We start from the raw sequence: 23601 nt of genomic DNA, 5'->3' as shown, positions 1-23601 counted from the left end.
CACGACGGTGACGGGCACGGCGGGGCAAAGGTCTCCCTGCCGCGTGTCCGCGGCAGGAGGATTCCGCACTTGTCCTACGACGCTAGCTCAATCACCGTTCTCGAAGGGCTCGAGGCGGTCCGCAAACGCCCCGGCATGTACATCGGCTCCACCGGAGAACGCGGTCTGCACCACCTCGTCTACGAGGTCGTGGACAACTCCGTGGACGAGGCCCTGGCCGGTCACGCCGACCGGATCGAGGTCACCCTGCTCGCCGACAACGGCGTCCGGGTCATCGACAACGGCCGTGGCATCCCGGTCGGCAACGTCCCCGGCGAGAACCGCCCCGCGGTCGAGGTCGTCCTGACCGTGCTGCACGCGGGCGGCAAGTTCGACGACAAGTCCTACGCCGTCTCCGGCGGCCTGCACGGCGTGGGCGTCTCGGTGGTCAACGCGCTCTCCAGCAAGCTGGAGGTGGAGATCCGCACGGAGGGTCACCGCTGGCGTCAGACCTACGTCGACACCCGGCCCACGGCCCCCCTGGTCAAGGGCGAGACGACCGACGAGACCGGCACCTCGATCACCTTCTGGGCCGACGAGACCATCTTCGAGACCACCACCTGGCACTTCGAGACGCTCTCGCGCCGCTTCCAGGAGATGGCCTTCCTCAACAAGGGCCTGACGATCTCCATCAGGGACGAGCGGCCCGAGTTCGTCAACGGCGAGCCCAACGAGGTCGTCTACCACTACGAGGGCGGCCTGTCCGACTTCGTGCAGCACCTCAACTCCAAGAAGGACCCCGCGCACGTCTCGGTGATCGACTTCGAGGAGCAGGGCGAGGGCATCGCGGTGGAGATCGCGATGCAGTGGAACAACTCCTACAGCGAGTCGGTCTACACCTTCGCCAACACGATCAACACCGCCGAGGGCGGCACCCACGAGGAGGGCTTCCGCGCGGCCCTGACGTCCATCGTCAACCGCTACGCGCGCGAGCAGAAGTTCCTCAAGGAGGGCAAGGACGACAACCTCGCCGGTGAGGACATCCGCGAGGGCCTCACCGCGATCATCTCGGTGAAGCTGGCCGACCCCCAGTTCGAGGGCCAGACCAAGACCAAGCTGGGCAACACCGAGGCCAAGTCGTTCGTCCAGAAGGCCTGCAACGACCACCTGCGCGACTGGTTCGAGCGCAACCCCGGCGAGGCCAAGGACATCATCACCAAGTCCCTGCAGGCCTCCCGCGCCCGCATGGCCGCCCGCCAGGCCCGCGACCTGACCCGGCGCAAGTCGCTGCTGGAGTCGGGCTCCGGCCTGCCGGGCAAGCTGGCCGACTGCCAGTGGAGCGACCCGGAGAAGTGCGAGCTGTACATCGTCGAGGGCGACTCGGCGGGCGGCTCGGCCAAGGGCGGCCGCGACTCCAAGTTCCAGGCGATCCTCCCGATCCGCGGCAAGATCCTCAACGTCGAGAAGGCCCGGATCGACAGGGTCCTGCAGAACAACGAGGTCCAGGCGCTGATCACCGCCATGGGCACGGGTGTGCACGACGAGTTCGACATCGCCAAGCTCCGCTACCACAAGCTCATCCTGATGGCGGACGCCGACGTCGACGGCCAGCACATCACGACGCTGCTGCTGACCCTGCTGTTCCGGTTCATGCGCCCCCTGATCGAGGCCGGGCACGTGTACCTCTCCCAGCCGCCGCTCTACAAGATCAAGTGGGACCGGAAGGGCGACGACGCCTCCTACGCCTACTCCGACCGGGAGCGCGACGCGGTCATCCAGGCCGGGATCGAGGCGGGCAAGCCCGACCCGAGGCCCCGCGACAACGTGCAGCGCTTCAAGGGGCTGGGCGAGATGAACGCCGGCCAGCTCTGGGACACGACCATGAACCCCGACACCCGCCTGCTCCTCCAGGTCACCCTCGACGACGCGGCCCAGGCCGACGAGCTCTTCAGCGTGCTCATGGGCGAGGACGTCGAAGCCCGCCGCTCCTTCATCATCAGGAATGCCCGGGACGTTCGTTTCCTCGACGTGTAGCGGTAGCCGTACCAGAAAAGGATCTTGACCTGTGACGGAAGTCAACACTCCGCCCGGCCCTCCGGTGGACCGCATCGAGCCGGTCGACATCCAGTCCGAGATGCAGCGCAGCTACATGGACTACGCGATGTCGGTCATCGTCTCGCGCGCGCTGCCGGACGTCCGCGACGGCCTCAAGCCGGTGCACCGGCGCGTGCTGTACGCCATGTACGACGGCGGCTACCGGCCCGACCGCGGCTACTTCAAGTGCTCCCGCGTCGTCGGCGACGTCATGGGCTCCTACCACCCGCACGGCGACTCGCCGATCTACGCGACCGTGGTGCGGATGGCCCAGCCCTGGTCGCTGCGCTACCCGCTGGTCGACGGGCAGGGCAACTTCGGCTCGCCGGGCAACGACCCGCCGGCGGCGATGCGCTACACCGAGTGCAAGCTCGCGCCCATCGCCATGGAGATGCTGCGCGACATCGACAAGGACACCGTCGATCTCGTCCCCAACTACGACGGGCGCTCCCAGGAGCCGACCGTCCTGCCCTCGCGCTTCCCCAACCTGCTGGTCAACGGGGCGACGGGCATCGCGGTCGGCATGGCCACCAACATCCCCTCGCACAACCTGCGGGAGGTGGCCTCGGGCATCACCTGGTGCCTGCAGAACCCCGACGCCGACGACGAGGAGCTGCTCGAGGCGCTCATCGCCCGGGTCAAGGGCCCCGACTTCCCGACCGGCGCGCTGATCGTCGGCCGCCGCGGGATCGACGACGCCTACCGCACCGGCCGCGGCTCGATCACCATGCGGGCGATCGTCGAGGTCGAGGAGGACGCCAAGGGCCGCCAGTGCCTGGTCGTCACCGAGCTGCCCTACCAGGTCAACCCCGACAACCTCGCGCTGACCATCGCCGAGGCCGTCAAGGAGGGCCGGATCACCGGCATCGCCGACGTCCGCGACGAGAGCTCCTCGCGCGTCGGCCAGCGCCTGGTGATCGTGCTCAAGCGCGACGCGGTCGCCAAGGTGGTGCTGAACAACCTCTACAAGCACACCCAGCTGCAGACCACCTTCGGCGCCAACATGCTGGCCCTGGTCGACGGCGTGCCGCGTACGCTCAGGCTCGACCAGTTCGTCCGGCACTACGTGGCCCACCAGGTCGAGGTCGTGGTCCGCCGCACCCGCTACCTGCTGCGCAAGGCCGAGGAGCGGGCGCACATCCTGAGCGCGCTGCTCAAGGCCCTGGAGCGGATGGACGACGTCATCGCGCTGATCCGGCGCTCGCCCTCGGCCTCGGCGGCCCAGGGCGGCCTGATGACGCTGCTGGAGATCGACGAGATCCAGGCGCAGGCCATCCTGGACATGCAGCTGCGCAAGCTGGCCGCCCTGGAGCGCCAGCAGATCACCGAAGAGCACGACGCGCTGATGGCGCAGATCACCGCCTACCAGGCGATCCTCGCCTCGCCCGAGCGGCAGCGCACGATCATCCAGGACGAGCTCTCCGAGCTGGTCGGCCGCTACGGCGACGAGCGCCGGACGGAGATCATCGCCTACGAGGGCGACATGTCCATCGAGGACCTCCTCGCCGAGGAGGACATGGTCGTCACGATCACCCGCGGCGGCTACGCCAAGCGCACCAACACCGACCTGTACCGGGCGCAGAAGCGCGGCGGCAAGGGCGTGCGGGGCGCGCAGCTGCGCCAGGACGACATCGTCGACCACTTCTTCGTCACCACCACGCACCACTGGCTGCTGTTCTTCACGAACAAGGGCCGCGTCTACCGGGTCAAGGCCTACGAACTGCCCGACTCCGGACGCGACGCGCGCGGCCAGCACCTGGCGAACCTGCTGGCCATGCAGCCGGACGAGATCGTCATGGAGGTCCTGGACCTGCGCGACTACGAGGTCGCCCCCTACCTCGTGCTCGCCACCCGGAGCGGTCTGGTGAAGAAGACGCGCCTGTCAGAGTACGACTCGCCGCGCACCGGTGGCCTCATCGCGATCAATTTGCGCGAGGATGACGAGGTGATCGCAGCCAGGTTGGTATCGGAGGAGGACGACCTCCTTCTCGTCTCGCGCGGTGCCCAGTCGATCCGCTTCACCGCCTCGGACGAGGCGCTGAGGCCGATGGGCAGGGCGACCAGCGGTGTGATCGGCATGCGCTTCCTCGACGGCGACGAGCTGTTGTCGATGAACCGCATCGCCGACGGCGACAACGTGCTCGTCGCGACCGAGGGCGGGTACGCCAAGCGCACCCCCGTCGATCAGTACCCTGTCCAGGGAAGGGGCGGAAAGGGCGTCCTGACCGCCAAGATCGTGAGCGCCCGTGGCAAGCTGGTGGGTGCCGTCATGGTGAGGCCCGAGGACGAGGTGTTCGCGATCACGTCCGCCGGAGGTGTGATCCGGACCAGCGCCGGGGAGATCAAGCAGTCGGGCCGTCAGACGATGGGGGTCCGGCTGATGAATCTCGCGGAGGGGGACAGCGTCGTGGCGCTGGCCCGCAACGCCGAGGCCGCCGAGGCCATGGAGAACGGCGAGATCGTCGCCGAACTCGCCGAGATCGCCGAAGTGCCGGAGACCGGCGAGGTGTCGGAGACCGGTGAGACCGGGGAAGGGGACAACCCGTGAGCGCTCAGGGGACGCCGGGCTCACGCCCCGCCGCGGCGAGACGTGACAAGGCGACGGAGAACACCGCCGAATCGGACGGCACCGAGGTGAAATCGTCGCCGGTCAACGGCAACGCGCCGGGGGCCGAGGATCCGGCGCCCGACTCCAAGGGCCGGAAGAAGGTGTCGGCGGCCGACGAGGGCAAGCAGGCCGAGACCACGGTGCGGATCCGTCCCGGGTCGCCGCCGTCCGGGCAGCCGGGACAGCCGGCCCGCCCGTCGGGGCAGCCGGGTCCTTCGGGACAGCCCGGTCGTCCGTCCGGGCAGCCGGGCCCGTCGGGGCAGCCGGGCCGGCCGTCCGGGCAGCCGCCCAGGCCGTCGGGTCCGCCTCCCCGCCCGTCCGCGCAGTCGTCTGCCTCCTCCGCGTCGCCCTCCGCGCCGCCGTCCCCGTCCTCGCAGCCCGGCCAGCAGGCGGGGCAGCAGGGCCGGACCTCGTGGTCGCCGGGGAGCATGTCGTCCTCGTCCTCGCCGGACGGATCGCCGGGCCGTAAGCCCGGTGACGCCCCGGCCCCCAGGTCGCCCCGCAAGGCGCACCTGGTGCTGCGCCGGATCGAGCCGTGGTCGGCCATGAAGTTCAGCTTCGTGGTGTCGCTGGTCTGCTTCGTGGTGCTGTTCATCGCCGTCGCCGTGCTCTACATGGTGCTGTCGGGCCTCGGCGTGTTCGAGAACATCATCCAGCTGGTCAACCAGCTGACCGTCGCCGACGGCAAGCCCACCAACGGCATCGACGTGGCGTCCTGGTTCGAGCCGGTCCGCATCCTGGGCTACACCGCCCTGATCGGCACGGTCAACGTCGGGCTGATCACCGCCCTGTCCACCCTCGGAGCGGTGATCTACAACGTCGCCTCCGACCTGGTCGGCGGCGTCGAGGTCACCTTCAGCGAGGCCGAGTAGTCGTTCCACCGCGTTCCCCCCGCCGGGTCCCCCTGACCCGGCGGGGGAACGTGGCGGCTGGACGTGGCGGCTGGACGTGGCGGCGCCCGGTCACCGCGAGGGCCCGCGAAAACCATGGCGCAAGCAGGTGCCGAAACAGGGTAAGCTTTTCCCTGTTCGGACGGACGGGTCCGCCTCCACCAGATGGAAGCGAAGCCGTCCGCGCGTGTGATGAGGGGCTATAGCTCAGACGGTTAGAGCGCTTCCCTGATAAGGAAGAGGTCCCAGGTTCAAGTCCTGGTAGCCCCACTCTGGAGACAGGGGACCTGTGGTCGCGGCTTTGCCGCTTCCACGGGTCCCCTTCGTCGTTCACACGGGGGGCGCCCCCCCGAACCCCCCGGTGGGGGGGCCGGGCCCCCACACCCCCGAACTTCGCGCATGGTTGTCGAGTTCGAAGGTCCAACGGTCCGGTTCGGCTCCGGGGGCGCCTACAGCGACGGAGAGATATGCCGCCGGTTCAACGCCTGTCCGACGGCCCATGTCATCGGCGGAACGCTCGCGGTCAACGACGAGTCGGCCGACGTCCGCTGGGTCAGCCTCGACGCGTTCGAGGAACCGTCTGTGCACGACACGCAGCGCCTCCGGATCGAACACTTTCGTCAAGAGACGCCGGGTTTTCCCGTCCCGAGGGCTCGCAGGGGTCTGGATTCGTGCTCCCGCTCTACGGCGTCGTCGCCGTGCTCCTCCTGGTCGCCGGCCTCGGTCACGACGAGGAGACGGGGCTCCGGTGACCCCAGCCCTCCGCCTCCAGTGCCACCCGCAGATCCTCCACCTCCCGGAAGAGCACCCCCGTCATCCCCAGCGTCACGGCGGCCGTCACGTTCTCCGGCCGGTCGTCGACGAACAGGCACCGCTCCGGCGCGGCACCCGCCCTTTCCGCGGCGATCTCGTAGATGCGCCGGTCCGGTTTGGCGACCCCCACCCGGGCACTGTTCACCACCTCGTCGGCGAAGTGCGCCAGCCCCAGCCGGTCGAGGTCCTCCTCCAGGCGGGTCGTGGCGTTGGTGACCAGCACCACCGGCACCCGCCGCTGCGCCGACGCCAGCAGGTCCCGTACCCGCTCGTCGATCCACGCGGGCACCCCGACGAACTCCTCGACGAGGCGCGCGGCACGCTCCGGTGAGTCCAGCATCCCGGTGAACGCCGCCACGAGCGCCTTCTCCCACTCCTCGCAGGTGATCTCACCGACGACAGCGGGCCCGATCAGGGCCGGGCTCAGCGCCGTCCTCAGCACCGTCCCGGGCGCCAGGCCGTAGGTCCGGTCGATGCGCGTGTGGACGTGTTGGTCGTGGAAGCGCAGCACGCCGTCGAAGTCACACAGCACCGCGTCGAGGGGCATTCTCTCTCCCGTTCACTCCCTTAGCCGGTCACGCCAGGGGTGTGTACCGTGCTCGATCGTCAGCGCCTCCGCCAGCCAGCGCCGTTGCGCACCGGTCAGCGAAGACAGCGCCCGCGTGAAGTCCATCTCGTCCTTGGCGCGCCGTCCCTTGGCCTTGTACAGCAGCTGGACCTCGGGGGCGAGCCGGTGAAAACCATCCTCGGCCACGGTGAGCGAGGTCAGCGGGCGGCGGACGCGCGCGTCACGCCGGTAGACCCACTCGTCACCGTCGGACTCGTCCAGCATCAGCTGGAAGCGCCACGGTCCTCCGTCGCGCTCCCGAACCCAGATGTCGTGTGCCCGGCCGGGCAGCACCTCGTCCACGGACCATGGACGCAGCGTGCCCGGTGGATCGGCGGCGTGGCAGTCCCACCCGGCCAGCAGGCGGCGTACCGCGAGCTGGTCACGCCGCAGCAGGCCGATGTCGACGTCACCGTGATCGCGGTAGGGCCGCCCCACCGCCAGCTCGATCGCGTACCCGCCGCCGACCCACCAGGGGGCGTCCAGCCGGTGGAACAACGCGACGACCTCCTCCAGCGGTGCCGGTTCCCACGGTCCCCAGGGAGTTTCGGTACCCGTCACCCCGTCATTCTTCTCCTCGGTGCTCACCGAAGTGGTGAAAAGCCCGATCCCTGATCTCCTCGTCGATCCTCTCGTCTTCCTGCCTCGGCCTTCGCCCGAGCTCCCGGCGTGAAGGAGGGGGAACGCCCGGAGGGCGGGGTGGCATGCGGACCGTCGGCCGGCGGCGGGAGTGAGAAGGGCCAGTCCCTTCCGACCCCGCTCCGGTGGCAGCCGACGGGCGCCGACGGGCGACGGCGAGTGCTGTCGGATCGCCGTCGCTCCGCCATGGTCGTTCACCGGCCGGAACGGCCGGCTCCGCTCACCCGGCTCCGCTCACCCGGCTCCGCTCACCCGGCTCCGCTCACCCGGGACCGTTCGTCCGGGTGCGCTCACTCGGGGGTGCCCTCGGCGATCCACCGGGCGAAGACGTCGACGCGATCGGACGGCCAGGGGGCGTCGCACGGCATGTCGCCCTGGCGAAGGCGTCCCAGGATGGCCTCGGCGTGCCGGGTGACGTCGGTGTGGGACCACAGGTCGAAGGCGGAGCTCATCGACCTGCGGTCGGTCTCGCGGAACAGCGGCCTGATGTGCGCGGTGAAGCCGAGGGGTTCCCCGGGGGCGGGCAGGTCGGCGCTCGGTTCCTCGGTCACCGGGGCCAGGGCGGAGACGCGGGAGCCGGGGGTGGCCGAGCACACCCACCACCAGCGGGGTACCGGCATGCGCGGTGGCGGGGTGGCGCCCGGCTGGGAGTTCTCGACCGCGATCCGGGAGCCCCACTCCACGTAGGAGACGAAGGCGGCCCGGAACTCCGCGTCGGACGGCAGGCCGGCGTCGTCGGCGGCCCGTGCGATGAGCTGGGCCCAGCGCGCGCGCCACTCCTCGGTCAGCGCCTTGCCCGCGTGCTCGGCGATCATGTGCTGGTAGCCGCCGTAGCGTTCCGTGTAGAGCTTCGGGCCGCCGAAGGTCTCGCACAGCCAGGCCGCCACCCGCTCGGGATGGTCGGGCGACATCCGGGAGAACAGCGGCGCGAGCAGCGGGTCCTGCGGGACGTACTTCTCGTAGAAGATCTGCGTCATCCGGGTCAGCGCCGGCAGCCCTCCGGCCCACTCGTACAGCGTGGGGTTCTCCGGGAGCGGCGGGTCGGTGAAGCCGACGTAGTGGTGCATGCCACTGCAGAACGGCTTGTTCCGGGACTGGCCGCACCGGCAGAGGCTGTAGTGCTCGGCCGAGGCGCCGGCGTCGCGCGGCTCGGGCCGGCCGTCGTCACCGGTCAGCGGGATGCCGCCGGTGACCCGGTAGGGGCCGTCCCTGGATACCTCGACGGCCATCTCGCGAGGCTGGTCGGCGGGTTCCCGCCCGTCGATCGCGTAGCCGAGCGCGCCGGATGGACAGGCGCGCACCGCTCGTACGATCTCGTCCATCCGTCCGCCGCTGGGCGCCACGAACGGCTCCCTCCCCTGCCGGAACACCGTCGCCAGCCGATCGGTGCAGAACCCGGAATGAGCGCACAGGCCGCGGTTGTCCAGAACGGTGACCTGGACCCCCTGGTGACTCTCCCGCTCGTCCGGCACCCGCAGGGGGTCCTTGTCGCCGCTGAACCCGACGCGCGCGTGGCTGCCGTCGCACAGCGGTTTCATCGCCGAGGCCCCGCACCGGCACAGCGCCGTCTGGGGGAGGGCCGGGATCGGCTCACCCAGCCAGTCGGTGATGCGCGAGGGGTTGGTGACCAGGTACGGCCCGTCGGCCGCGACCCGGATCTCCGGCGTCAGGGCGGACTGGATCTCCCGCAGTTCGGCGACCCGCGCCGCCCTGATCTCGGGGTCCTCGGTGAACAGCCAGGCCAGGTGCTGCAGCGCGGCCGTCGCCTCCTGGACGCCGGTCGGCAGGCCGGGCAGGGTGCGCAGCCGGGTGGCGTCCACGGCCAGCCGCCACAGGCGCTCTCCCGGCGTCCCCGGCTCCGGTTCCGCCCCCCGCCCGTCGTCCTCGCCGCCCAGGTGGGCGAGTGCCTCGGACAGCGGCCGGACGACCGAGTCTTCCAGCGGTTCGGCGCCCTCATCGACGGTCATGAGCCGGGTGAGGTGGCGATCGAGCCGGCGGGCGCGCCCCAGTAGCGCCTGTAGCTCCATGACCGCGGTTCTCGCGGTGTCCGCCGTGTCCGCCGTGCCCGCCGTGCCCGCCGCGTCCGCCGGCGATCCGGTCATCGGGCCGTCCCGCTCTGGCGGACGGCGTAGTGCTTCATCTCCTGGATCTGCGGGATGAACGGCCGCACGGCGGCGAGGAACTCACGGAAGGCGGGGCTGCGGCGGAAGCCCTGTTCGTGCCCCTCCACCGAGTCCCACTCGATCCGCACCACGTAGTGCTCGGGCTCCTCGACGCCCCGGGCGATCTCGTAGGCCAGGCAGTGCGGGTCGGCGTCCAGGACGGGGGAGGCGACCCGGTAGGCCTGCTCGAACGCGTCGGCCTGGGAGGACGGAACGGTATAACGGATGTACTCGATGACCACGGCCACCATCCTTGGCTCGAAGGTGATTAATCAATACAACACTGTATTGTATTGGAGGATCCGGTGTGAGTCGGAAGCACGGACGGGCTCGTGACGGCGCCATCGACGACCGGGTCCTCGCCGTCGCGGTCAGACATCTCTCCCGGTACGGGTACGCGGCCATGTCCCTGTCGGCGGTCGCCGAGGAGGCCGGCACCACCCGCCAGGCCCTGTACCGGCGCTGGCCGGGCAAGGCCGAACTGGCCGCCGCGGTGATCGCGACCCTGGAGGATCAGGAGGGCCGGGACCCGTCGGCCACCGGCCCGTTCATCGCCCCGACGGCCGATCCCGACCCGTTCGCCGCCCTGGTGGCCGAGCTGACCGACTTCCAGCGCGGGGTCTCCCGGCCCGGGAGGCTCTCGTTGGTGGGCACCATGCTCCAGGACACCACCGACCCCGACGTCCGCGCCCGCTACCGCGCCCGCGTGATCGCCCCCCGGCGCGCCAGGCTCCTGGCCGCCCTGGAGACCGCGCGGAGGCTCGGGCTCATCGACGCCGAGGCCGACCTGGAGGTCGCCCTCACCATGTGCACCGGCTCCTGGTACGGCCGGGAGCTCGCCGGTGACCCACCGCCCCCGCGATGGCCGGAGCGGACGGCCGCACTGGTGTGGCGGGCGCTCGGCGGCCGGGTCCCGGACGAACGGCACGATGTCTCCGGGGACGACTGAGTCGTCCTCGGGGGCACCTTTCCGTACGGAGGACCGCGGGTGTTTCGGTGTGAGGGTCTCAGGACGAGAACCTCGGTACGAGAGCCTCAGGGGGAGGCCCCAGAGCGTGACGGCCTCAGAGGGTCCCGGGGCGTGAGAGCTTCAGAGGATCTCGGGGTGAGGGCCTCAGAGGGCCTCAGGGTGTGCCGAAGTCGACGTTCTCGGTGGTGACCGTCCCGGCCGTCCGTCCGGGCGCGGTCTCGTAGGTCCAGTACAGGTTCGTGTGCGCGATGACCTTCTCCGGCGGCGGCGCCCCCCACTCCGTCTGGTCCTCGGTCGTGTGGGCGTCACTGACCAGGGTCGTGTCGTACCCTCGGACGAACGCGCCGTGGAGCGTCGCGCGGACGCACTGATCGGTCTGCGCGCCGGTGACGACGAGCCGCCCGACACCGAGATCCGACAGCACCGTCTCCAGGGTGGTGGCCTCGAAGGAGTCACCGTAGTGCTTCTCGACGACCGGCTCGGTGTCGCCCGGAGCCAGCTCGGGGACGATCCGCCACCCGTCGCTCCCTCTTTCCAGGTCCTCGTCGGAGTGCTGGACCCAGACGACGGGGACCCGTTCCCGCCGGGCCCTGTCGACGAGGCCGCCGATGTTCGCGACGACCGCGTCGCGCTCGTGAGCCTCCCCGACGACGGCGTTCTGCACGTCGACGACGAGGAGCGCGGTGTTCGGCCGGTTCTCCAGTGTGGTCATGCTCTCCCTTTACGTCGATGCGGGGCCCTGTGCCCGGGGCCAGAGTAGACACCGTCACCGACGAAACGACACCTGTTATCGCCCCGTGCCCCCGTCACCGGATCCTCGTCCACACGACCGGGGAGTACGCCCGGGCACGACGGCCGTGCCGGCCTGCCACGCGAACGGATCGACGGCGCCGCCGGCGAAGGACTCCTGCCGCCCTTCCGGCCCCCCGCCGTCGCTCACGGGCCCGACGCCGCACCGGAGGTGTACGCCTCCAGCCGGTCGGCCAGTTCGCGAGGGCGGGCGAGGGCGACGGCGTGGCCCCCGCCCATCTCGTCGGGGACGATGCCCAGGCGCTCGCGGACGACGCGGCGCATGAACTCCGCCGGGAAGAAGCGGTCGTCGCGGCAGAGCAGGAATCGCGTCGGCACGGCCGGCCAGGCGGTGAGCGGCCAGGGCTCGGTGAACGGGGTCGCGGACTGGTCGCGGCCCCTTCGCGCGGCCTCCGCCGCCAGGCCGGGCGGGTCGTGCAGGAACAGGGCGATGTCGTCGTCCGGGGCCCGGCCGTCGCGCTCGTCCTGTTCGCGCCGCGCCCGTTCCCAGCCGGTCGCGGCCCACCAGTCCCCGGCCGTCTCCCCCGGCGAGGGGATCATCGCCGTCAGCAGCACCAGGAGCCCGGCCGGCACCCGCTCGCACACCAGCGGCGCGGTGAACCCGCCCAGGGACTGCGCGACCACGACGAGGCCGGTACGGTTCCCCACGGCCCCGGTCACCGCGTCCGCGTACTCGGACAGCCCGGCCGAGTCGTCGTCGCACGGCAGGTCGGGCGCGACCACGTCATGGCCGCGCGCCCGCAGCTCGGCCTCCAGCAGGTGCCAGTACCACGAGCCGGACGCGGCGCCGTGGATCAATACGTAGGTGGTCATTCCTGACTCCTTCTCGTCGTCGGCCGCGTCCTTCGCGACCCGCGTCGTTGAGACGGCGGGACGCCGGGAAAGGGGTCACCTCAGGGGTGGGTGACCCGGTGACCCGGTGACCCGCCGCGTCGGCGACGGTTCCGGGCACCGGCTCATCGCACGGGTCGAAGGGGCCGGGGACCGTCTCATCGCATGGGTGACGCGTCCGGGCGCGGGACCGGGCGCGGGTTCATCGTGCGAGCGGCGGGTCCGGACGCGGGACCGGTCCCCGAGTCACCGTGCGGGCGGCGGCGGGGCGCGGGGCAGCCGACGGTCAGCGTGACGTCGCCGGCAGCCCGAACGCCGCGAACAGGTGCGGCTCGAAGGCGGTGATCTCCACGATCCTCCCGTTCTCGATCCGCAGCACGTTGAGCACCTGGGCCCGGTACTCGCGGGCCCCGGACGGCCGGACGTACCCCGCCACGGCCGGTTGCCGGTTCGCCCGGGTGGGCACGCTCCGCCACCGTCCCCCGTACAGCGGCGAACCGGGTCCGAAGGCGTTCGCGGCGAAGGCCGTGACGGCCTCGCGCCCGGCGAACCAGAACGGAAGGGGAGGCATCGTCATCCGCACGTCCTCGTGGAGCAGCCGGGCGAGGGCGGAGGCGTCGGCCCGCTCGTGGGCGTCCATGAAGCGCCGCAGGAGTTCCCGTTCCCCGGCACTCGGGGCCGTGGACGGCGCCCAGTCCAGGCGGCGTTCCGGAAGCCGCGTCCGCAACGTCGACCGCGCCCGCCGCAGAGCGCTCTTGACCGAGTCGACGCTCGTCCCGAGCAGCACGGCCGTCTCCTTGGCGGGCCAGCCGAGCACGTCCCGCAGGATCAGCGCCGCCCGCTGGCCGGGAGGCAGATGCTGGAGAGCGGCGAGGAAGGCCAGCTCGACGGTCTCCCTGCCCACCGCGGCGGCGTCCGGCCCGGCGCCGGGCGCGAGGGGTTCCAGCAACCGGTCCGGGTAGGGCTGGAGCCAGGGGATCCCGGACGGAGCGGCGGGCGCATCCCGTTCCGGCGACGCCTCGCCCGCCCGTGGGCGGCGCGGATGCCGGTCGAGGAAGTCCAGGCACGCGTTCGTGGCGATCCGGTAGAGCCAGGCACGGACGGTGGAGCGGCCCTCGAAGGTCCCGCGGCCGCGCCAGGCCCGCAGGAACGTCTCCTGCACCAGGTCCTCGGACTCCTCCAGCGAGCCGAGCATCCGGTAGCAGTGCACCCGCAGCTCCCGCCGGTGGCGTTCGACCAGCCCGGCGAAGGCGGGCTCGTCGCCCGCCCGGACGGCGTCGGCGAGCGCCGCCTCTGCGCCCTCGTCCAAACGATCCTCCCCCCGGTATCGGCGCCACTCGTCCTCACTGGGACGGATCAACGGCCGGAAAGGGGTCGGCCCGCATCCCGGAAACGCCCGCGTCCCGGAAGCGCCCGTGTCCCGGAAACGTCGCGCTCTGTAAGCGCCCGCGTCCCGTAAGCTCCCGCGCTCCGGAACCGCCCGTGGCGCCGAACCGTTCGGGGCGAGAATACGTGATGGGGGCATGAGACACCGGTTCGTCACCGTCCTCCTGGCCGTCGTCGTCGCGGTCACCGTCGTGGCCGTTCCCGGTACGGCGTGCGCGTGCAGTTGCGTATCGTCGAGGGCCTCGGAGCAGGTGGAGCGCGCGACGGTCGTCTTCACCGGGACGGTGGTCGCCGTTCGCCAGGCACCCGCGTCCACGATCGGGCCCCCACCGCCGATCGTGTACGCCTTCCGGGCCGATCGGGTCTACAAGGGAGAGGGCCAGGTCGGAGCGGGAGGGATCGAGGTGGCGAGCGAAAAGGACGAAGCCACGTGCGGCTACTCCTTCACCGTCGGGTCCCGGTACCTGGTGTTCGCCTCGGACCGCTCGGGAAACCTGGCCGGGAAGGATCCCGGTGTCCCGCTGAGCACCACGCTCTGCGACGGGAACCGTCAGGTCCGGCCGGGTGACGGACCGCTGCGCGGACGGGACGGGGTCGACGCGGGCGAGACGCTGCCCGAGGAGCTCCTCGCCGCGCTCGGCACGGCCGAACCGCCGCAGGCGACCCGTGTCACCCCGGAAGCGGCCCCCCGGGGCCTGGCGAGCCCGGCTCCGGCGTCCCCGGTGGCCGGTGCCTCCGATGCCTCCGGTCCGGGGACGACCGTTCCCCGGCTCCTGGTGGGCCTGGTCGTGGCCGCCGCCGTGCTCGTCCTCGCCGGATGGGGATTGCGGCGCCGCGGGAGGTGAGACGTCCCGGCCGGCTCCATCGGGGGTGCCGGCCGGGATCACCTCCCCCGAACCGCCTGACGGCCCCCTTCTCCCGGTGAGTCTCCGGAGGCCGGGCGGTCATCGGCGTTCCAGGCCGGTGACCGTGTTCGGGACCGATCACCACGGTCGCCGGCACTCCGGGCCGGTCAACGGTCGCCGGCACCCCGTGCCGGTCATCGGCGTTACGGGCCGCTCCGGCACTCCACTCTCGCGGAGATGACCGTGCAGCTGCCGTGCGGCCGTATCCCCTCGGTCTGGCTCACCGAGAACAACCAGAGCGACCGCGGGGTGGCGGTGTGGTCCGTGGCCCCGGGCTCGAACGAGAACGCCCCGGAGGCCCCGCTGACCGGACTTCCGGCCCGCAGGCCGCGAAGGTTGTAGTGCACGCCCGCCGCGATGTCCAGCGCGTCCCCCGGCTGCCCGGACTGCTGGCGCAGCAGGTCGTCCAGCGCGTACGTGACGGCCAGCAGCGCGTCGTAGGCGAGGCGCGCGTGGACGCGCGAGGTGACGGAGGCGGCCGCCTTGGGCAGTTCACCGACCGCCTCGTCGATCGCGGCGTTGCCCGGGACGATCCGGGTGGAGATGTCGGTCAGCGAGACGAAGTTCATCCGCGGCCCCGACCACCGCCTCATCTCGGCGACCGTCACCGTCACCTCGTCCCCGGCCAGGATCTGCGTCGACGGGTCGCAGACCTTCTCGCCGTCGTCGAGGAGCGTGTCCAGGAACGTGGTGCGGCCGGTGTACACCAGGATCCGGGCGCCGTTCCGGCAGGCGGCGTCCACCTGGGAGGACAGTTCGGTCCGGGTGGAGAAGGGCAGCGCCGCGGGCAGGTCCGGCAGCTGCGTGTGGAGTTCCCGGGTCAGGTCCGCGCTGTAGATGTCCTTCCCGTCCGGGCTTCGCTGCTCCAGCGTCGCCACCTTCGCGACCGGGACCGGTCCCGTCCCGCCCGGCAGCCCGCGTGAGAGCCACCAGCGCATGGCCTTGGCCTGGGCGGAGTTGGGCGCCGCCATGCGGAAGAAGTAGGGCGAGGAGCGGTCGCCGTTCACCCTCGGAGTGCCGTCCGCGCTGTTGGTGGTGCTCAGCATGGGGAGCTGGGCGCGGCCGAGGATCCTGATGGCCTCCTGCGTCTCTTTCCTGCTCCAGGCCAGGCCGATCACGGCCGCGGCGCCCCGGTCGCGTTCCGCCCGCTCCTCGACCACCTCGGCGGCGTAGGAGGCGCTGCGGAAGTCCTGGCCGACGTTGGCGAACTCGACCCGTACCTGCCAGTCACCGCTCTGCCGGTTGTACTGGCGCTGACGGGCGTGCAACCCGGCCAGTTCACCGAGGACGCCGTTGAACTGGTCACCGGACTTCAACAGGGGGTCCCTGGTCAGCGGTCCCATGAAGAAGACGGTCACGATCCGTCCATGGTCGGCGGGGATGCGGGCGTTCTCCTCCTGGATCCTCTCCAGGGCGGGCCGGACGAGCGGGTCGGGCCTCAGCCTGCCGAGATCGTCACTGAGACCGACGCACTGCCCGAACTCCTCCATCAGCCCGCCGCCGCATCCCAGGGTGGCGGCCCTGGCGTAGGCCAGGGGAGCGGCCATCAGGGAGAAGACCGCCGCCCAGTAGATCCACGCGCGGGCCCTCACCGGGATCAGACGCGGTCCGTACGGCGCGGTCGGGAGGTCGTCCGTCACGCGGAGCACCATGCCCAGGGGCGGAACCCGAAGGTCGCGCCGTCGCCGCCACTCCGACGCGACGTCCTCGAACGACTCCATGGAGCCCTGGGCGACCGGTCTCCTCTCCAGGGAGTCGGCCTGGCTCGCGCTCACGATGACCACCAGCGGGACGAATCGCCCGGTCTCGTCGATCACGTCCCTCATGACGTTCAGGAACCGGGCGTTGGCGGACCTCGGCCCGCCCGCCTCGAGGACGAGCAGGCAGTACAACCCCCGCCCCCAGCTGGGCCAGGGGATCGGCCACTTCCTGTACGCCTGCCGCAGATCCTCGAACATCGCGTGGACCAGCAGCCGCTCGGCGTCCTCCTCCGGCGCCTGGGCCACCCGGAGCCCGTACGCCCACAGCTTCTCGAACGGCCTGCGGGTGATGTAGGGCTGTCTCTTGAACCAGCGGTTGAAGATCGATCCTCTGATCGAGAGCCATGTCTGTCCCACCGTGCCGACGATGGCCACCGCCGCCCCGGCGATCCACTGCACCACGCCCACGACGTCGGTGATCCAACCGGCACCCAGCGCGATCACGATTCCGGCGGGGACCCAGGTGGGGGCGGCCCTCGCGAAGAAGTCGGCCGACCGCAACACGGCCTTGCCGGTGCCCTGCGCCTGGTCCCACCGCCACTGCTTGAGCCGCTCCTTGAACATCTTCCGGCCCGCCCCGGAACGCGGATCCGGTGGCCACGGCTCGCCATGGGTGTCGTCCCAGGTGGAAGGTGGCCGGTCCCGCTGGGTCAGTGCCCAGAGCGCGAACTGGACGAGCGGGAACCGCGGTGCCGGGAGAAAGGAGCCGCTGACCGGTTCCCCCAGCCGTCCCCCCTCGTCGGCGAGCAGCTCGATCAACTGACGGAGGGTCCTGTCGCCCGTGGCCGGGACGCGGGCGAACGGGAGGTGGTCCTCGAAGGGTTCGGTCAGCCATCGCGCGGCCTCCGTCCCGCTCCCGTCCGGCCCGGTGACCACGACGACCGGCAGCGGCGGGTCCTTCCGCCAGAACGCGGGTCTTCGCAGCAGTCGCTCCAGCGCTTCGCGTGACCGGCGCTGCCTTCTTCCGAAATCGGCCACGGGACTCCTCGGGACCTGTACCGCTCGATCCGTCATCTCTCCATACATACCGCGCAAGATTTGACGTCAAGAAAATCCGGGGAATACGCAACCATATTGAAATATCAGAAACGGGACGCCCGTCTTCTGGTCTTCCCGCACCACCTTTTCCGAAAAGGGGAACGCCGGCCGACTACGGGCCCCCTGACCAGGGAGAGGAACACGAGCGGCTTTTCCCTGCCCGTGAATACCGGTGAGAAGGCGGGCACCGGGAGGACGCGGGGGGCGTGACGGTCCGCGGGAAAAAGACGAGAAGGGCGCCACCGTGACTCCCCGGTCGGACGGGTGCCACGGTGGCATTCCCTCCTCGTACCCGTCCGGTACGAGCATGGAGGCGAACCCGCTCCCGGTGGCCGCCGAGGTGGACCGGCCGGTCCGGGCCGGGGTGGGGTGGAACACGCGCCGGAACCGGCCGTTCCCCGCCCCGCGCCCACCCGGTCAGGCCAGGGAGGGTCAGGTCGGTTTGCCCTTCAGCCTGCCCAGCGGACCCGCCTCGGTGCCGAGGGCGGGGCCCTTCGGCTTGCCCATGCTGCCGTCGTAGGTGGCGTAGAGCATGGGGTCGGGCGCCGGCGCGGTGCCGGGACCGCCGAGCGGCTGAGGGTCGAGGAGATAGGAGAACTCGTGCCGCCCGTCCGGCCGCAGAACTGACCCCGCTGATGGATCTGATGGGGATCGTCCAAAATTCCACCAGTTCCATCGGCGGAGGCGGCGGAGGAACACGCCCGTTCACATCATCGGCTTCCTAAATTCGCCCCACACGGGCCCGGTCCCGTCCCGCACGAGGAACGCGTCCCCGTGCTTCTCACACCCGTCGTCGAGGCATCCGGTCGAGGGTGGGGCCGTGCTCCCTGCCCCGTGAACACGAGCTTCGTCACGGGCACGAGCCTCGTCACGGGGGAGGGAGGTGAAGGCGGTGCGGGAGGCGCGCTTCTCACTCCGGCGGGCGGGACGCCTCGCCGGTCCGCCCGGCGCGGGATCGCTGGAGCTCGGCGTTGATGCGCAGCGCCTCGGCCAGCTGGTCCTCCAGGATGATGATGCGGCAGGCGGCCTCCAGGGGGGTGCCCTGGTCGACCAGCTCACGCGCCCGGGAGGCCAGGCGCAACTGGTAGCGCGAGTAGCGGCGGTGCCCGCCCTCGGAGCGCTGCGGCTCGATGAGGCGAGCGGTTCCCAGGCCGCGAAGAAAGGCGGGGGTCACTCCCACGAGCTCCGCGGCCCGGCCCATGCTGTAGGCGGGGTAGTCCTCGTCGTCGAGCCTCTCCCCGGACGCGGTACTCGCCGCGTTGCCGGCCGTGCCGGCCTTTTCCTGCGAACCGGCCCTTGATCGAAGGGCCGGCACTATCGGTACTTGGTCCATGCAACCTTCCAGCACGCGAACAGGGGCCCCGGTGCCATAACGCACCGGGGCCCAAAACGAGGTTCAACACCATCTACCGGCCGACTGGCCGATCTACTGCCTCCACGTGGGCCGCCCGATGAGGCGGCGACGCGGGGATCGCGTGTGCGTGACCGTAGATCACCGTCCAATCCGTGGGACTGCGGTACCCGTGCGGTGAGAGACAACCGGCAACGGGCGATCCTGATGGCGTTCAACACTCCCTTCTCTATCCCTGCATTCCTGACCTCAGGTAACGCCTCGACAGTGCGTCCACGGCCCGGACCCTTCCACTGCGTCGGCCCGGGCACGTCCGACCTTCTGCCGTACAACTAACTACTCGACAGTGCGTCCACGGCCCGGACCCTTCCACTGCGTTGGCCCTGGCACGTCCGACCTTCTGTCGCACAACCACTCGACAGTGCGTCCACGGCCCGGACCCTTCCACCGCATCGGCCCGGGCACATCCGACCTACTGTCGTACAACTACTTCCTGCATCTGCTTCGTCCACATCATCCACTTCGTCCGGGCAGTTCGTCGTGATGCTCGCGTAATGCTCTGCCCTGTGGATCCGTTCCTTGCGATGTCAGAAACCCTACCGCCCACCCTGAGCAATGTCTACTGCGGCCACGATAGGTTTTCGATTCCCGGAAGGGGAGCCTTCGGGGCGGGGCGGGGCGGGGCGCCGGCGCGCAGGCCGGTCGGACTCCGGTGACATGCCTCGCCGGTGCTCAGTCCCGGCCGGGGTCGGCTCCGGGTGAGGGGCAGCCTCAGGTGGGGGTCAGCCCTGGGTGGGGGTCAGCTCCGCCATCCGGGACCACCCGTCGCCGGGCACCTCCACGTTGATGATCTCCGGTGTCTCCGCGATCACCTCGGGCATCCAGGCCATGGCGGTCCTGAAGTGCTCGGAGTTCACGTGTTCCTCGCCCGCGGCGGACGAGGCGAACGCCTCCAGCAGGACGAACCGGTCGGGCGCGTCGACGCTCCTGGACCAGTCGAAGAAGAGGTTGCCGGGCTCCTGCCTGGTGGCGCGGGTGAAGTCGTCGACGAGCGTGAGCCACTCGTCGGCCCGCTCGGGACGCACGGTGAACCTGACCGCGATGAAGATCATGTCTTGCCCTCTTTCGCTCTGCCGGAATCGACGGTCGAGACCGCCCCGCCCGCGTGCCGACGGCGTACGGAACGGGGAGGGACGGTGTCACGGCCATGATGGCCGAGCGAGCACCGGGCCGCTCGATCCCCGCCACGACACCGTCCGTCCCGGCCGCATGCCCGGCCCGCGACGGGGAAGATCGGCATCGACGGACGGCGGCGGTCCGGGCGGCACGCCTGTGCCCGGGGGCCGCCGTCCCGAGACCACCGCAACGGTGTCCGCCGCCCTCCGGGGCCACCGCCCTTCACGGCCGCCGCCTTTCGCGGTCGTCGTCCTTCGCAGTCGTCGTCCTTCGCAAAGGAGCCGATCATGCAGGCCCCGCCGTCCCCGCACGTGACCCGTCCGGTCATGTACCACCGCTGGTCCGAGATGACCTTCATGCACTGGCGGTACCCGCCCGCCGAGATCCAGCGGCTGCTGCCCGCCGGGCTCACCGTCGACACCTTCGACGGCTCGGCCTGGGTCGGTCTGACCACCTTCCTGATGGAGGACGTACGGCCTCCGGTCCTGCCCGCCCTGCCCTGGCTCTCCCGCTTTCCCGAGACCAACGTGCGCACGTACGTGAGGGACGAGCGGGGGCGCGACGGCGTCTGGTTCCTGTCCCTGGACGCCGGTCTCCTGCCGGCCGTGCTCGGCGCGCGGGCCGGTTACCGGCTGCCCTACTTCTGGTCCCGCATGGCCGTCCGGGCCTCGGGCGCCCGGCGCGGCTACCGCTGCCGCCGGCGCTGGCCAGGACCGGCCGGCGCGCGATGCGACGCGGAGGTGGAGGTGGGACCCGCGCTCGCCGAGTCCGAGCGTGACGAGCTGGCGCACTTCCTCACCGCCCGCTACCGGCTGTTCACCACCGTCGCCGGCAGGACGGCCAACGCCCTGATCGAGCACGCCGACTGGCCGCTCCGCCACGCCCGGCTGCTCCGCCTGGACCAGGACCTGCTCCAGGCCGGAGGGCTCGCCGCTCCCGACGAGGCCCCGGTGCTGCACGCCTCGCGCGGGGTGGCGGTACGGATCGGGATGTGGGGCAGGTGACGGCCGTCGCCGTACGGTCGCGGGCACCCGTCGTGCCGACCGCGACACGTTCGCGCCGGGGGTCCGTACGCGGGGAAGCCGTCGCCGTACGGTCGCGGGCACCCGTCGTGCCGGGTGACGGCGCGGGCTCGACCGGATCTCAGCCCGGGGTCTGGACCCCGTCCTGACCGGGGTCGTCGAGCCCGGAGCCCGCCGGGCCGCGTGATCCGCTCCGGGCGGACGGGACGCGCAGGTCCATCCGCAGCCGGACCCGGGACCCCTCGGTGATCTGCTCGACGGTGAACTCGTCGCACAGCTGGGTCATCAGCCACAGGCCGAAACCCCGCACGGTGCCGGTGGGGCGCTGGGCCGGGACGTGTTCGCACGCCAGCAGCCCCATGGTGTCGGTGACGTCGACGGTCAGATGCGTCTCGTTCAGCCAGATGTCCAGCGTGCCCTTGCCGCCACCGTGTTCCAGGACGTTGATGACCGCCTCGTTCGTCGCGAGGAGAAGATCGTCCAGGCGTTCGCCCCGCATGCCGGCTTGGGCGGCGTGATGGTGCAGACGCTCCCGCAGCGCACTGAGATCCTCGTCGATCGGCCAGTGCTGGCCGTGGTCGGCGGTCACGACACCCCCTTGACGTCGCCTTATCTGGCAGTCACCGGGGGGCGAGCCGACTTGCTCCAGAATCAGGGCGTTGCTGACGAGTTACACGATGCTAGACACCTGCCCGCTCGTTGCCAACTTACGACCACCACGGCCATCGGATGTTCGTTCGGCCACATCCGTCACGAATATCCGAAGGCCGGGCGGGGCGGCTACGACGGGGGGCTCGGGCGCAGGGAACTGACGGCGTCGGCGACGGTGGGCTGGACGCCGAACGCCTGCAGGAGCCCGGTGAGGTGAAAGAGCCGCTCCAGGCGGGGATGCAGGTTGACCAGGACGATGTTGCCCCCGCGGTCCTGGACCGCCTTGCGGGCGTTCAGGAAGGTCTGGATCCCGGTGGAGTCGCAGAAGGTCAACTCGGTCAGGTCGATGACGAGGTCGCCACCGGTCTGGCCGACGGCCTGGTGCAGATCATGGTGAAAGCGTTCGGCATTGCTGTAGTCAAGTTCACCGGCCACGGCCAGAAGGAGCATCTCCTTCACGGCGGGGTCGGACACGTCTGTCACGCGGACGGCAGCGCTCACGGATATACCTCTGCAAACGGTCGGGTGGAGGGAGCGGCGACCGGGGTGCCGCCGGGCCGGCCCAGAGCGGAACGGGAGCGTGCCGACCCGATCATGGTCGCCCCGGGCGGGAGCCCGGTGGCGGGGGGCGGGGTCGATCCGGCTGCTCTCAGCTGCGGTCCTCCGAATTCCTCTAGAGAACCCTTACGGTACAACTGAGGAGCAATTTGTAGTTATCCCACCAAAGATATGTTCTCCGGGCCGGTCGTGAGAACCTCCGCCCAGCCGCACAGCTCCATGATCCGCCGTACGTGCGGCGAGAGCCCGTCGACCAGCAGCGCGCGGCCCTCCGCCAGCCCGAACGCCGCCTCCGCCAGAACCCTCAGCCCGCCCACGTCGACGAAATCGACGCCGTGCAGGTCGACGTGAAGGTCACCGGAGGTTCTCTCCAGCGCCAGATCCAGCGCCCGGACGAGGACCTCCCGCGTGGACACGTCGATGTCGCCTTCGCAGCGCACGCCGGGCGGAGGGCCGGTGAAAAGAACGCGCAGTGAGCCGTGGCCGATGTCACCCGTCATTGCGATCACCTTCTAGGTGCGCATGAAGGTCAGTCGATGCCCGCCCTGACGGTGCAGGGGCTGTCGGCTGATCGCCATGGATACCGGCAGTACCGGGACCTGCTCTCATCATCCTTCAATCGGGCGTCCCGCGATACGGCTTACCGCTTTCGAGTTTTCGGTACGCGCGAATTCCGTGGAAGGTGCGGAAACGGGCGGGCCGGAACAGTGCCCGGACCAGAGGTCCGGAACGCGGCACGGCGAGGCGGAACCGGGACGGGACGGGCCTCGAACGGTCCTGGAGCCTGCCTGGAGCAGGGCACTGTGGACGGGAGGCGCCGGAGCGGGAATGAACACCGGGTGAGATCCGCTGAGAGTGACGACACGGCCGGAAGCCTCCGGCGGGGCGTCTCGCCCCGCCCTCCGGCCCGCAGGCCCTCGGAGAACCGCCGCGCAGGCGGTCTGGTGAAGGAGAATCCATGCAGGTGGACGTCAGGCTCTCCCCCGGCGGCGATTCCTACGTGGCGGAGGTCGACGGCAGCCCCGCGGGACGGCTCGATCTCGTCCGGCGTGACGGCGTCATCGTCTACCCCCACACCAGGGTCCAGCCCGAGTACGAGGGCAGGGGGGTGGGGTCCGCGCTCGTCCGCACGGCACTGGACGCGGCCCGCGCGGAGAACGCCAGGATCGTCCCCCAGTGCTGGTTCGTGAAGGAGTGGATCGACTACCACCCCGACTACGCCGACCTCGTCGAGACCGGCTGAGGGGTCCGGGAACGCGGCCTGTCCTGTCCTCTCTCCCGGATGCCACGTCGTCCGGATCTCCTCGGTTCCCCGGAATGTCCTGCCCTGATTGATAACGAGCGGGTCTGT

The 23601-nt window shown here is 70.8% G+C and carries 20 protein-coding genes and 1 tRNA gene; 8 read left to right on the top strand and 13 right to left on the bottom strand.

Annotated elements, in window-relative coordinates:
* Positions 1-69 precede the first annotated feature (69 nt).
* From gyrB to ACLQ2R_RS04170, 4 genes are all read left to right on the top strand, one after another.
* The gene (gyrB, locus tag ACLQ2R_RS04185) at positions 70-2013 is read left to right on the top strand and encodes a DNA topoisomerase (ATP-hydrolyzing) subunit B (RefSeq protein WP_425957929.1); all 1944 of its coding nucleotides are present in this window, start codon (positions 70-72) and stop codon (positions 2011-2013) included.
* Between the two features lie 31 nt (positions 2014-2044).
* Positions 2045-4621, top strand: coding sequence for a DNA gyrase subunit A (gene gyrA, locus ACLQ2R_RS04180; RefSeq protein WP_425957928.1), 2577 nt, complete (start codon positions 2045-2047; stop codon positions 4619-4621).
* The gene (locus tag ACLQ2R_RS04175; RefSeq protein WP_425957927.1) at positions 4618-5553 is read left to right on the top strand and encodes a DUF3566 domain-containing protein; all 936 of its coding nucleotides are present in this window, start codon (positions 4618-4620) and stop codon (positions 5551-5553) included. Before gyrA ends, ACLQ2R_RS04175 begins: the two co-directional genes overlap by 4 nt.
* Positions 5554-5767: 214 nt before the next feature.
* Positions 5768-5841, top strand: a tRNA-Ile gene (locus ACLQ2R_RS04170).
* A 454-nt stretch (positions 5842-6295) separates the two neighbouring features.
* Here ACLQ2R_RS04170 and ACLQ2R_RS04165 read toward each other — a convergent pair.
* The 4 genes from ACLQ2R_RS04165 to ACLQ2R_RS04150 form a co-directional block, all read right to left on the bottom strand.
* The gene (locus ACLQ2R_RS04165; RefSeq protein WP_425957926.1) at positions 6296-6931 is read right to left on the bottom strand and encodes an HAD-IA family hydrolase; all 636 of its coding nucleotides are present in this window, start codon (positions 6929-6931) and stop codon (positions 6296-6298) included.
* A gap of 12 nt (positions 6932-6943) precedes the next feature.
* On the bottom strand, positions 6944-7552 hold the full coding sequence (locus tag ACLQ2R_RS04160) for a nucleotidyltransferase domain-containing protein (RefSeq protein WP_425957925.1): 609 nt from the start codon (positions 7550-7552) through the stop codon (positions 6944-6946).
* Between the two features lie 368 nt (positions 7553-7920).
* A complete protein-coding gene (locus ACLQ2R_RS04155) occupies positions 7921-9732 on the bottom strand; it encodes a CDGSH iron-sulfur domain-containing protein (RefSeq protein ID WP_425957924.1) in 1812 nt (603 codons plus the stop codon).
* Positions 9729-10034, bottom strand: coding sequence for an antibiotic biosynthesis monooxygenase family protein (locus ACLQ2R_RS04150; RefSeq protein WP_425957923.1), 306 nt, complete (start codon positions 10032-10034; stop codon positions 9729-9731). Before ACLQ2R_RS04150 ends, ACLQ2R_RS04155 begins: the two co-directional genes overlap by 4 nt.
* 65 nt (positions 10035-10099) lie before the next feature.
* Between ACLQ2R_RS04150 and ACLQ2R_RS04145 the strand changes: the two genes are divergently transcribed.
* The gene (locus tag ACLQ2R_RS04145) at positions 10100-10741 is read left to right on the top strand and encodes a TetR/AcrR family transcriptional regulator (RefSeq protein ID WP_425957921.1); all 642 of its coding nucleotides are present in this window, start codon (positions 10100-10102) and stop codon (positions 10739-10741) included.
* Positions 10742-10916: 175 nt separating this feature from the next.
* On the opposite strand, the gene ACLQ2R_RS04140 is transcribed toward ACLQ2R_RS04145, so the two are convergent.
* The 3 genes from ACLQ2R_RS04140 to ACLQ2R_RS04130 form a co-directional block, all read right to left on the bottom strand.
* On the bottom strand, positions 10917-11474 hold the full coding sequence (locus ACLQ2R_RS04140) for a cysteine hydrolase family protein (RefSeq protein ID WP_425957920.1): 558 nt from the start codon (positions 11472-11474) through the stop codon (positions 10917-10919).
* A 224-nt stretch (positions 11475-11698) separates the two neighbouring features.
* The gene (locus ACLQ2R_RS04135) at positions 11699-12385 is read right to left on the bottom strand and encodes an alpha/beta hydrolase (protein WP_425957919.1); all 687 of its coding nucleotides are present in this window, start codon (positions 12383-12385) and stop codon (positions 11699-11701) included.
* Between the two features lie 304 nt (positions 12386-12689).
* Positions 12690-13712 carry a sigma-70 family RNA polymerase sigma factor gene (locus ACLQ2R_RS04130; protein ID WP_425957918.1) on the bottom strand — a complete coding sequence of 341 codons (1023 nt, stop codon included), beginning with the start codon at positions 13710-13712 and terminating at the stop codon, positions 12690-12692.
* A gap of 214 nt (positions 13713-13926) precedes the next feature.
* Between ACLQ2R_RS04130 and ACLQ2R_RS04125 the strand changes: the two genes are divergently transcribed.
* Complete coding sequence (locus tag ACLQ2R_RS04125; RefSeq protein ID WP_425957917.1) at positions 13927-14634, top strand: hypothetical protein; 708 nt, start codon at positions 13927-13929, stop codon at positions 14632-14634.
* A 203-nt stretch (positions 14635-14837) separates the two neighbouring features.
* Here the strand turns inward: ACLQ2R_RS04125 and ACLQ2R_RS04120 are convergent, their stop codons facing one another.
* The 3 genes from ACLQ2R_RS04120 to ACLQ2R_RS04110 all read right to left on the bottom strand — a co-directional run bounded on the left by ACLQ2R_RS04120 (position 14838) and on the right by ACLQ2R_RS04110 (position 19955).
* Positions 14838-17432: a hypothetical protein gene (locus ACLQ2R_RS04120; protein ID WP_425957916.1), complete on the bottom strand. Its 2595-nt coding sequence runs from the start codon at positions 17430-17432 to the stop codon at positions 14838-14840.
* A gap of 970 nt (positions 17433-18402) precedes the next feature.
* The gene (locus tag ACLQ2R_RS04115; RefSeq protein ID WP_425958163.1) at positions 18403-18693 is read right to left on the bottom strand and encodes a MerR family transcriptional regulator; all 291 of its coding nucleotides are present in this window, start codon (positions 18691-18693) and stop codon (positions 18403-18405) included.
* 932 nt (positions 18694-19625) lie between these two features.
* Positions 19626-19955: a putative quinol monooxygenase gene (locus tag ACLQ2R_RS04110; protein WP_425957915.1), complete on the bottom strand. Its 330-nt coding sequence runs from the start codon at positions 19953-19955 to the stop codon at positions 19626-19628.
* Between the two features lie 351 nt (positions 19956-20306).
* Between ACLQ2R_RS04110 and ACLQ2R_RS04105 the strand changes: the two genes are divergently transcribed.
* Complete coding sequence (locus tag ACLQ2R_RS04105) at positions 20307-21023, top strand: YqjF family protein (RefSeq protein ID WP_425957914.1); 717 nt, start codon at positions 20307-20309, stop codon at positions 21021-21023.
* A 139-nt stretch (positions 21024-21162) separates the two neighbouring features.
* On the opposite strand, the gene ACLQ2R_RS04100 is transcribed toward ACLQ2R_RS04105, so the two are convergent.
* From ACLQ2R_RS04100 to ACLQ2R_RS04090, 3 genes are all read right to left on the bottom strand, one after another.
* Positions 21163-21630 carry an ATP-binding protein gene (locus ACLQ2R_RS04100; protein ID WP_425957913.1) on the bottom strand — a complete coding sequence of 156 codons (468 nt, stop codon included), beginning with the start codon at positions 21628-21630 and terminating at the stop codon, positions 21163-21165.
* A gap of 191 nt (positions 21631-21821) precedes the next feature.
* Positions 21822-22193, bottom strand: coding sequence for an STAS domain-containing protein (locus ACLQ2R_RS04095; RefSeq protein WP_425957912.1), 372 nt, complete (start codon positions 22191-22193; stop codon positions 21822-21824).
* Between the two features lie 212 nt (positions 22194-22405).
* Positions 22406-22750: an STAS domain-containing protein gene (locus tag ACLQ2R_RS04090; RefSeq protein ID WP_425957911.1), complete on the bottom strand. Its 345-nt coding sequence runs from the start codon at positions 22748-22750 to the stop codon at positions 22406-22408.
* Between the two features lie 458 nt (positions 22751-23208).
* Here ACLQ2R_RS04090 and ACLQ2R_RS04085 point away from each other — a divergent pair, with 458 nt between their 5' ends.
* On the top strand, positions 23209-23493 hold the full coding sequence (locus tag ACLQ2R_RS04085; RefSeq protein ID WP_425957910.1) for a GNAT family N-acetyltransferase: 285 nt from the start codon (positions 23209-23211) through the stop codon (positions 23491-23493).
* The last annotated feature ends 108 nt before the right edge of the window (positions 23494-23601 follow it).

The sequence above is a fragment of the Streptosporangium sp. DT93 genome (assembly GCF_049844535.1).
GTDB lineage: Bacteria > Actinomycetota > Actinomycetes > Streptosporangiales > Streptosporangiaceae > Streptosporangium.
The sequence above is the reverse complement of the archived record's forward strand: the minus strand, read 5'-3'. Positions and strand labels throughout refer to the sequence as shown.

Excerpts from the sequence above, each read along its gene's own strand:
- ACLQ2R_RS04165 (WP_425957926.1), bottom strand. The coding sequence starts at position 6,931 with ATGCCCCTCGACGCGGTGCTGTGTGACTTCGACGGCGTGCTGCGCTTC.
- ACLQ2R_RS04085 (WP_425957910.1), top strand. The coding sequence starts at position 23,209 with ATGCAGGTGGACGTCAGGCTCTCCCCCGGCGGCGATTCCTACGTGGCG.
- ACLQ2R_RS04105 (WP_425957914.1), top strand. The coding sequence starts at position 20,307 with ATGCAGGCCCCGCCGTCCCCGCACGTGACCCGTCCGGTCATGTACCAC.
- ACLQ2R_RS04115 (WP_425958163.1), bottom strand. The coding sequence starts at position 18,693 with ATGGGCCGGGCCGCGGAGCTCGTGGGAGTGACCCCCGCCTTTCTTCGC.
- ACLQ2R_RS04135 (WP_425957919.1), bottom strand. The coding sequence starts at position 12,385 with ATGACCACCTACGTATTGATCCACGGCGCCGCGTCCGGCTCGTGGTAC.
- ACLQ2R_RS04140 (WP_425957920.1), bottom strand. The coding sequence starts at position 11,474 with ATGACCACACTGGAGAACCGGCCGAACACCGCGCTCCTCGTCGTCGAC.
- ACLQ2R_RS04125 (WP_425957917.1), top strand. The coding sequence starts at position 13,927 with ATGAGACACCGGTTCGTCACCGTCCTCCTGGCCGTCGTCGTCGCGGTC.
- ACLQ2R_RS04155 (WP_425957924.1), bottom strand. The coding sequence starts at position 9,732 with ATGACCGGATCGCCGGCGGACGCGGCGGGCACGGCGGGCACGGCGGAC.
- ACLQ2R_RS04090 (WP_425957911.1), bottom strand. The coding sequence starts at position 22,750 with ATGACGGGTGACATCGGCCACGGCTCACTGCGCGTTCTTTTCACCGGC.
- ACLQ2R_RS04110 (WP_425957915.1), bottom strand. The coding sequence starts at position 19,955 with ATGATCTTCATCGCGGTCAGGTTCACCGTGCGTCCCGAGCGGGCCGAC.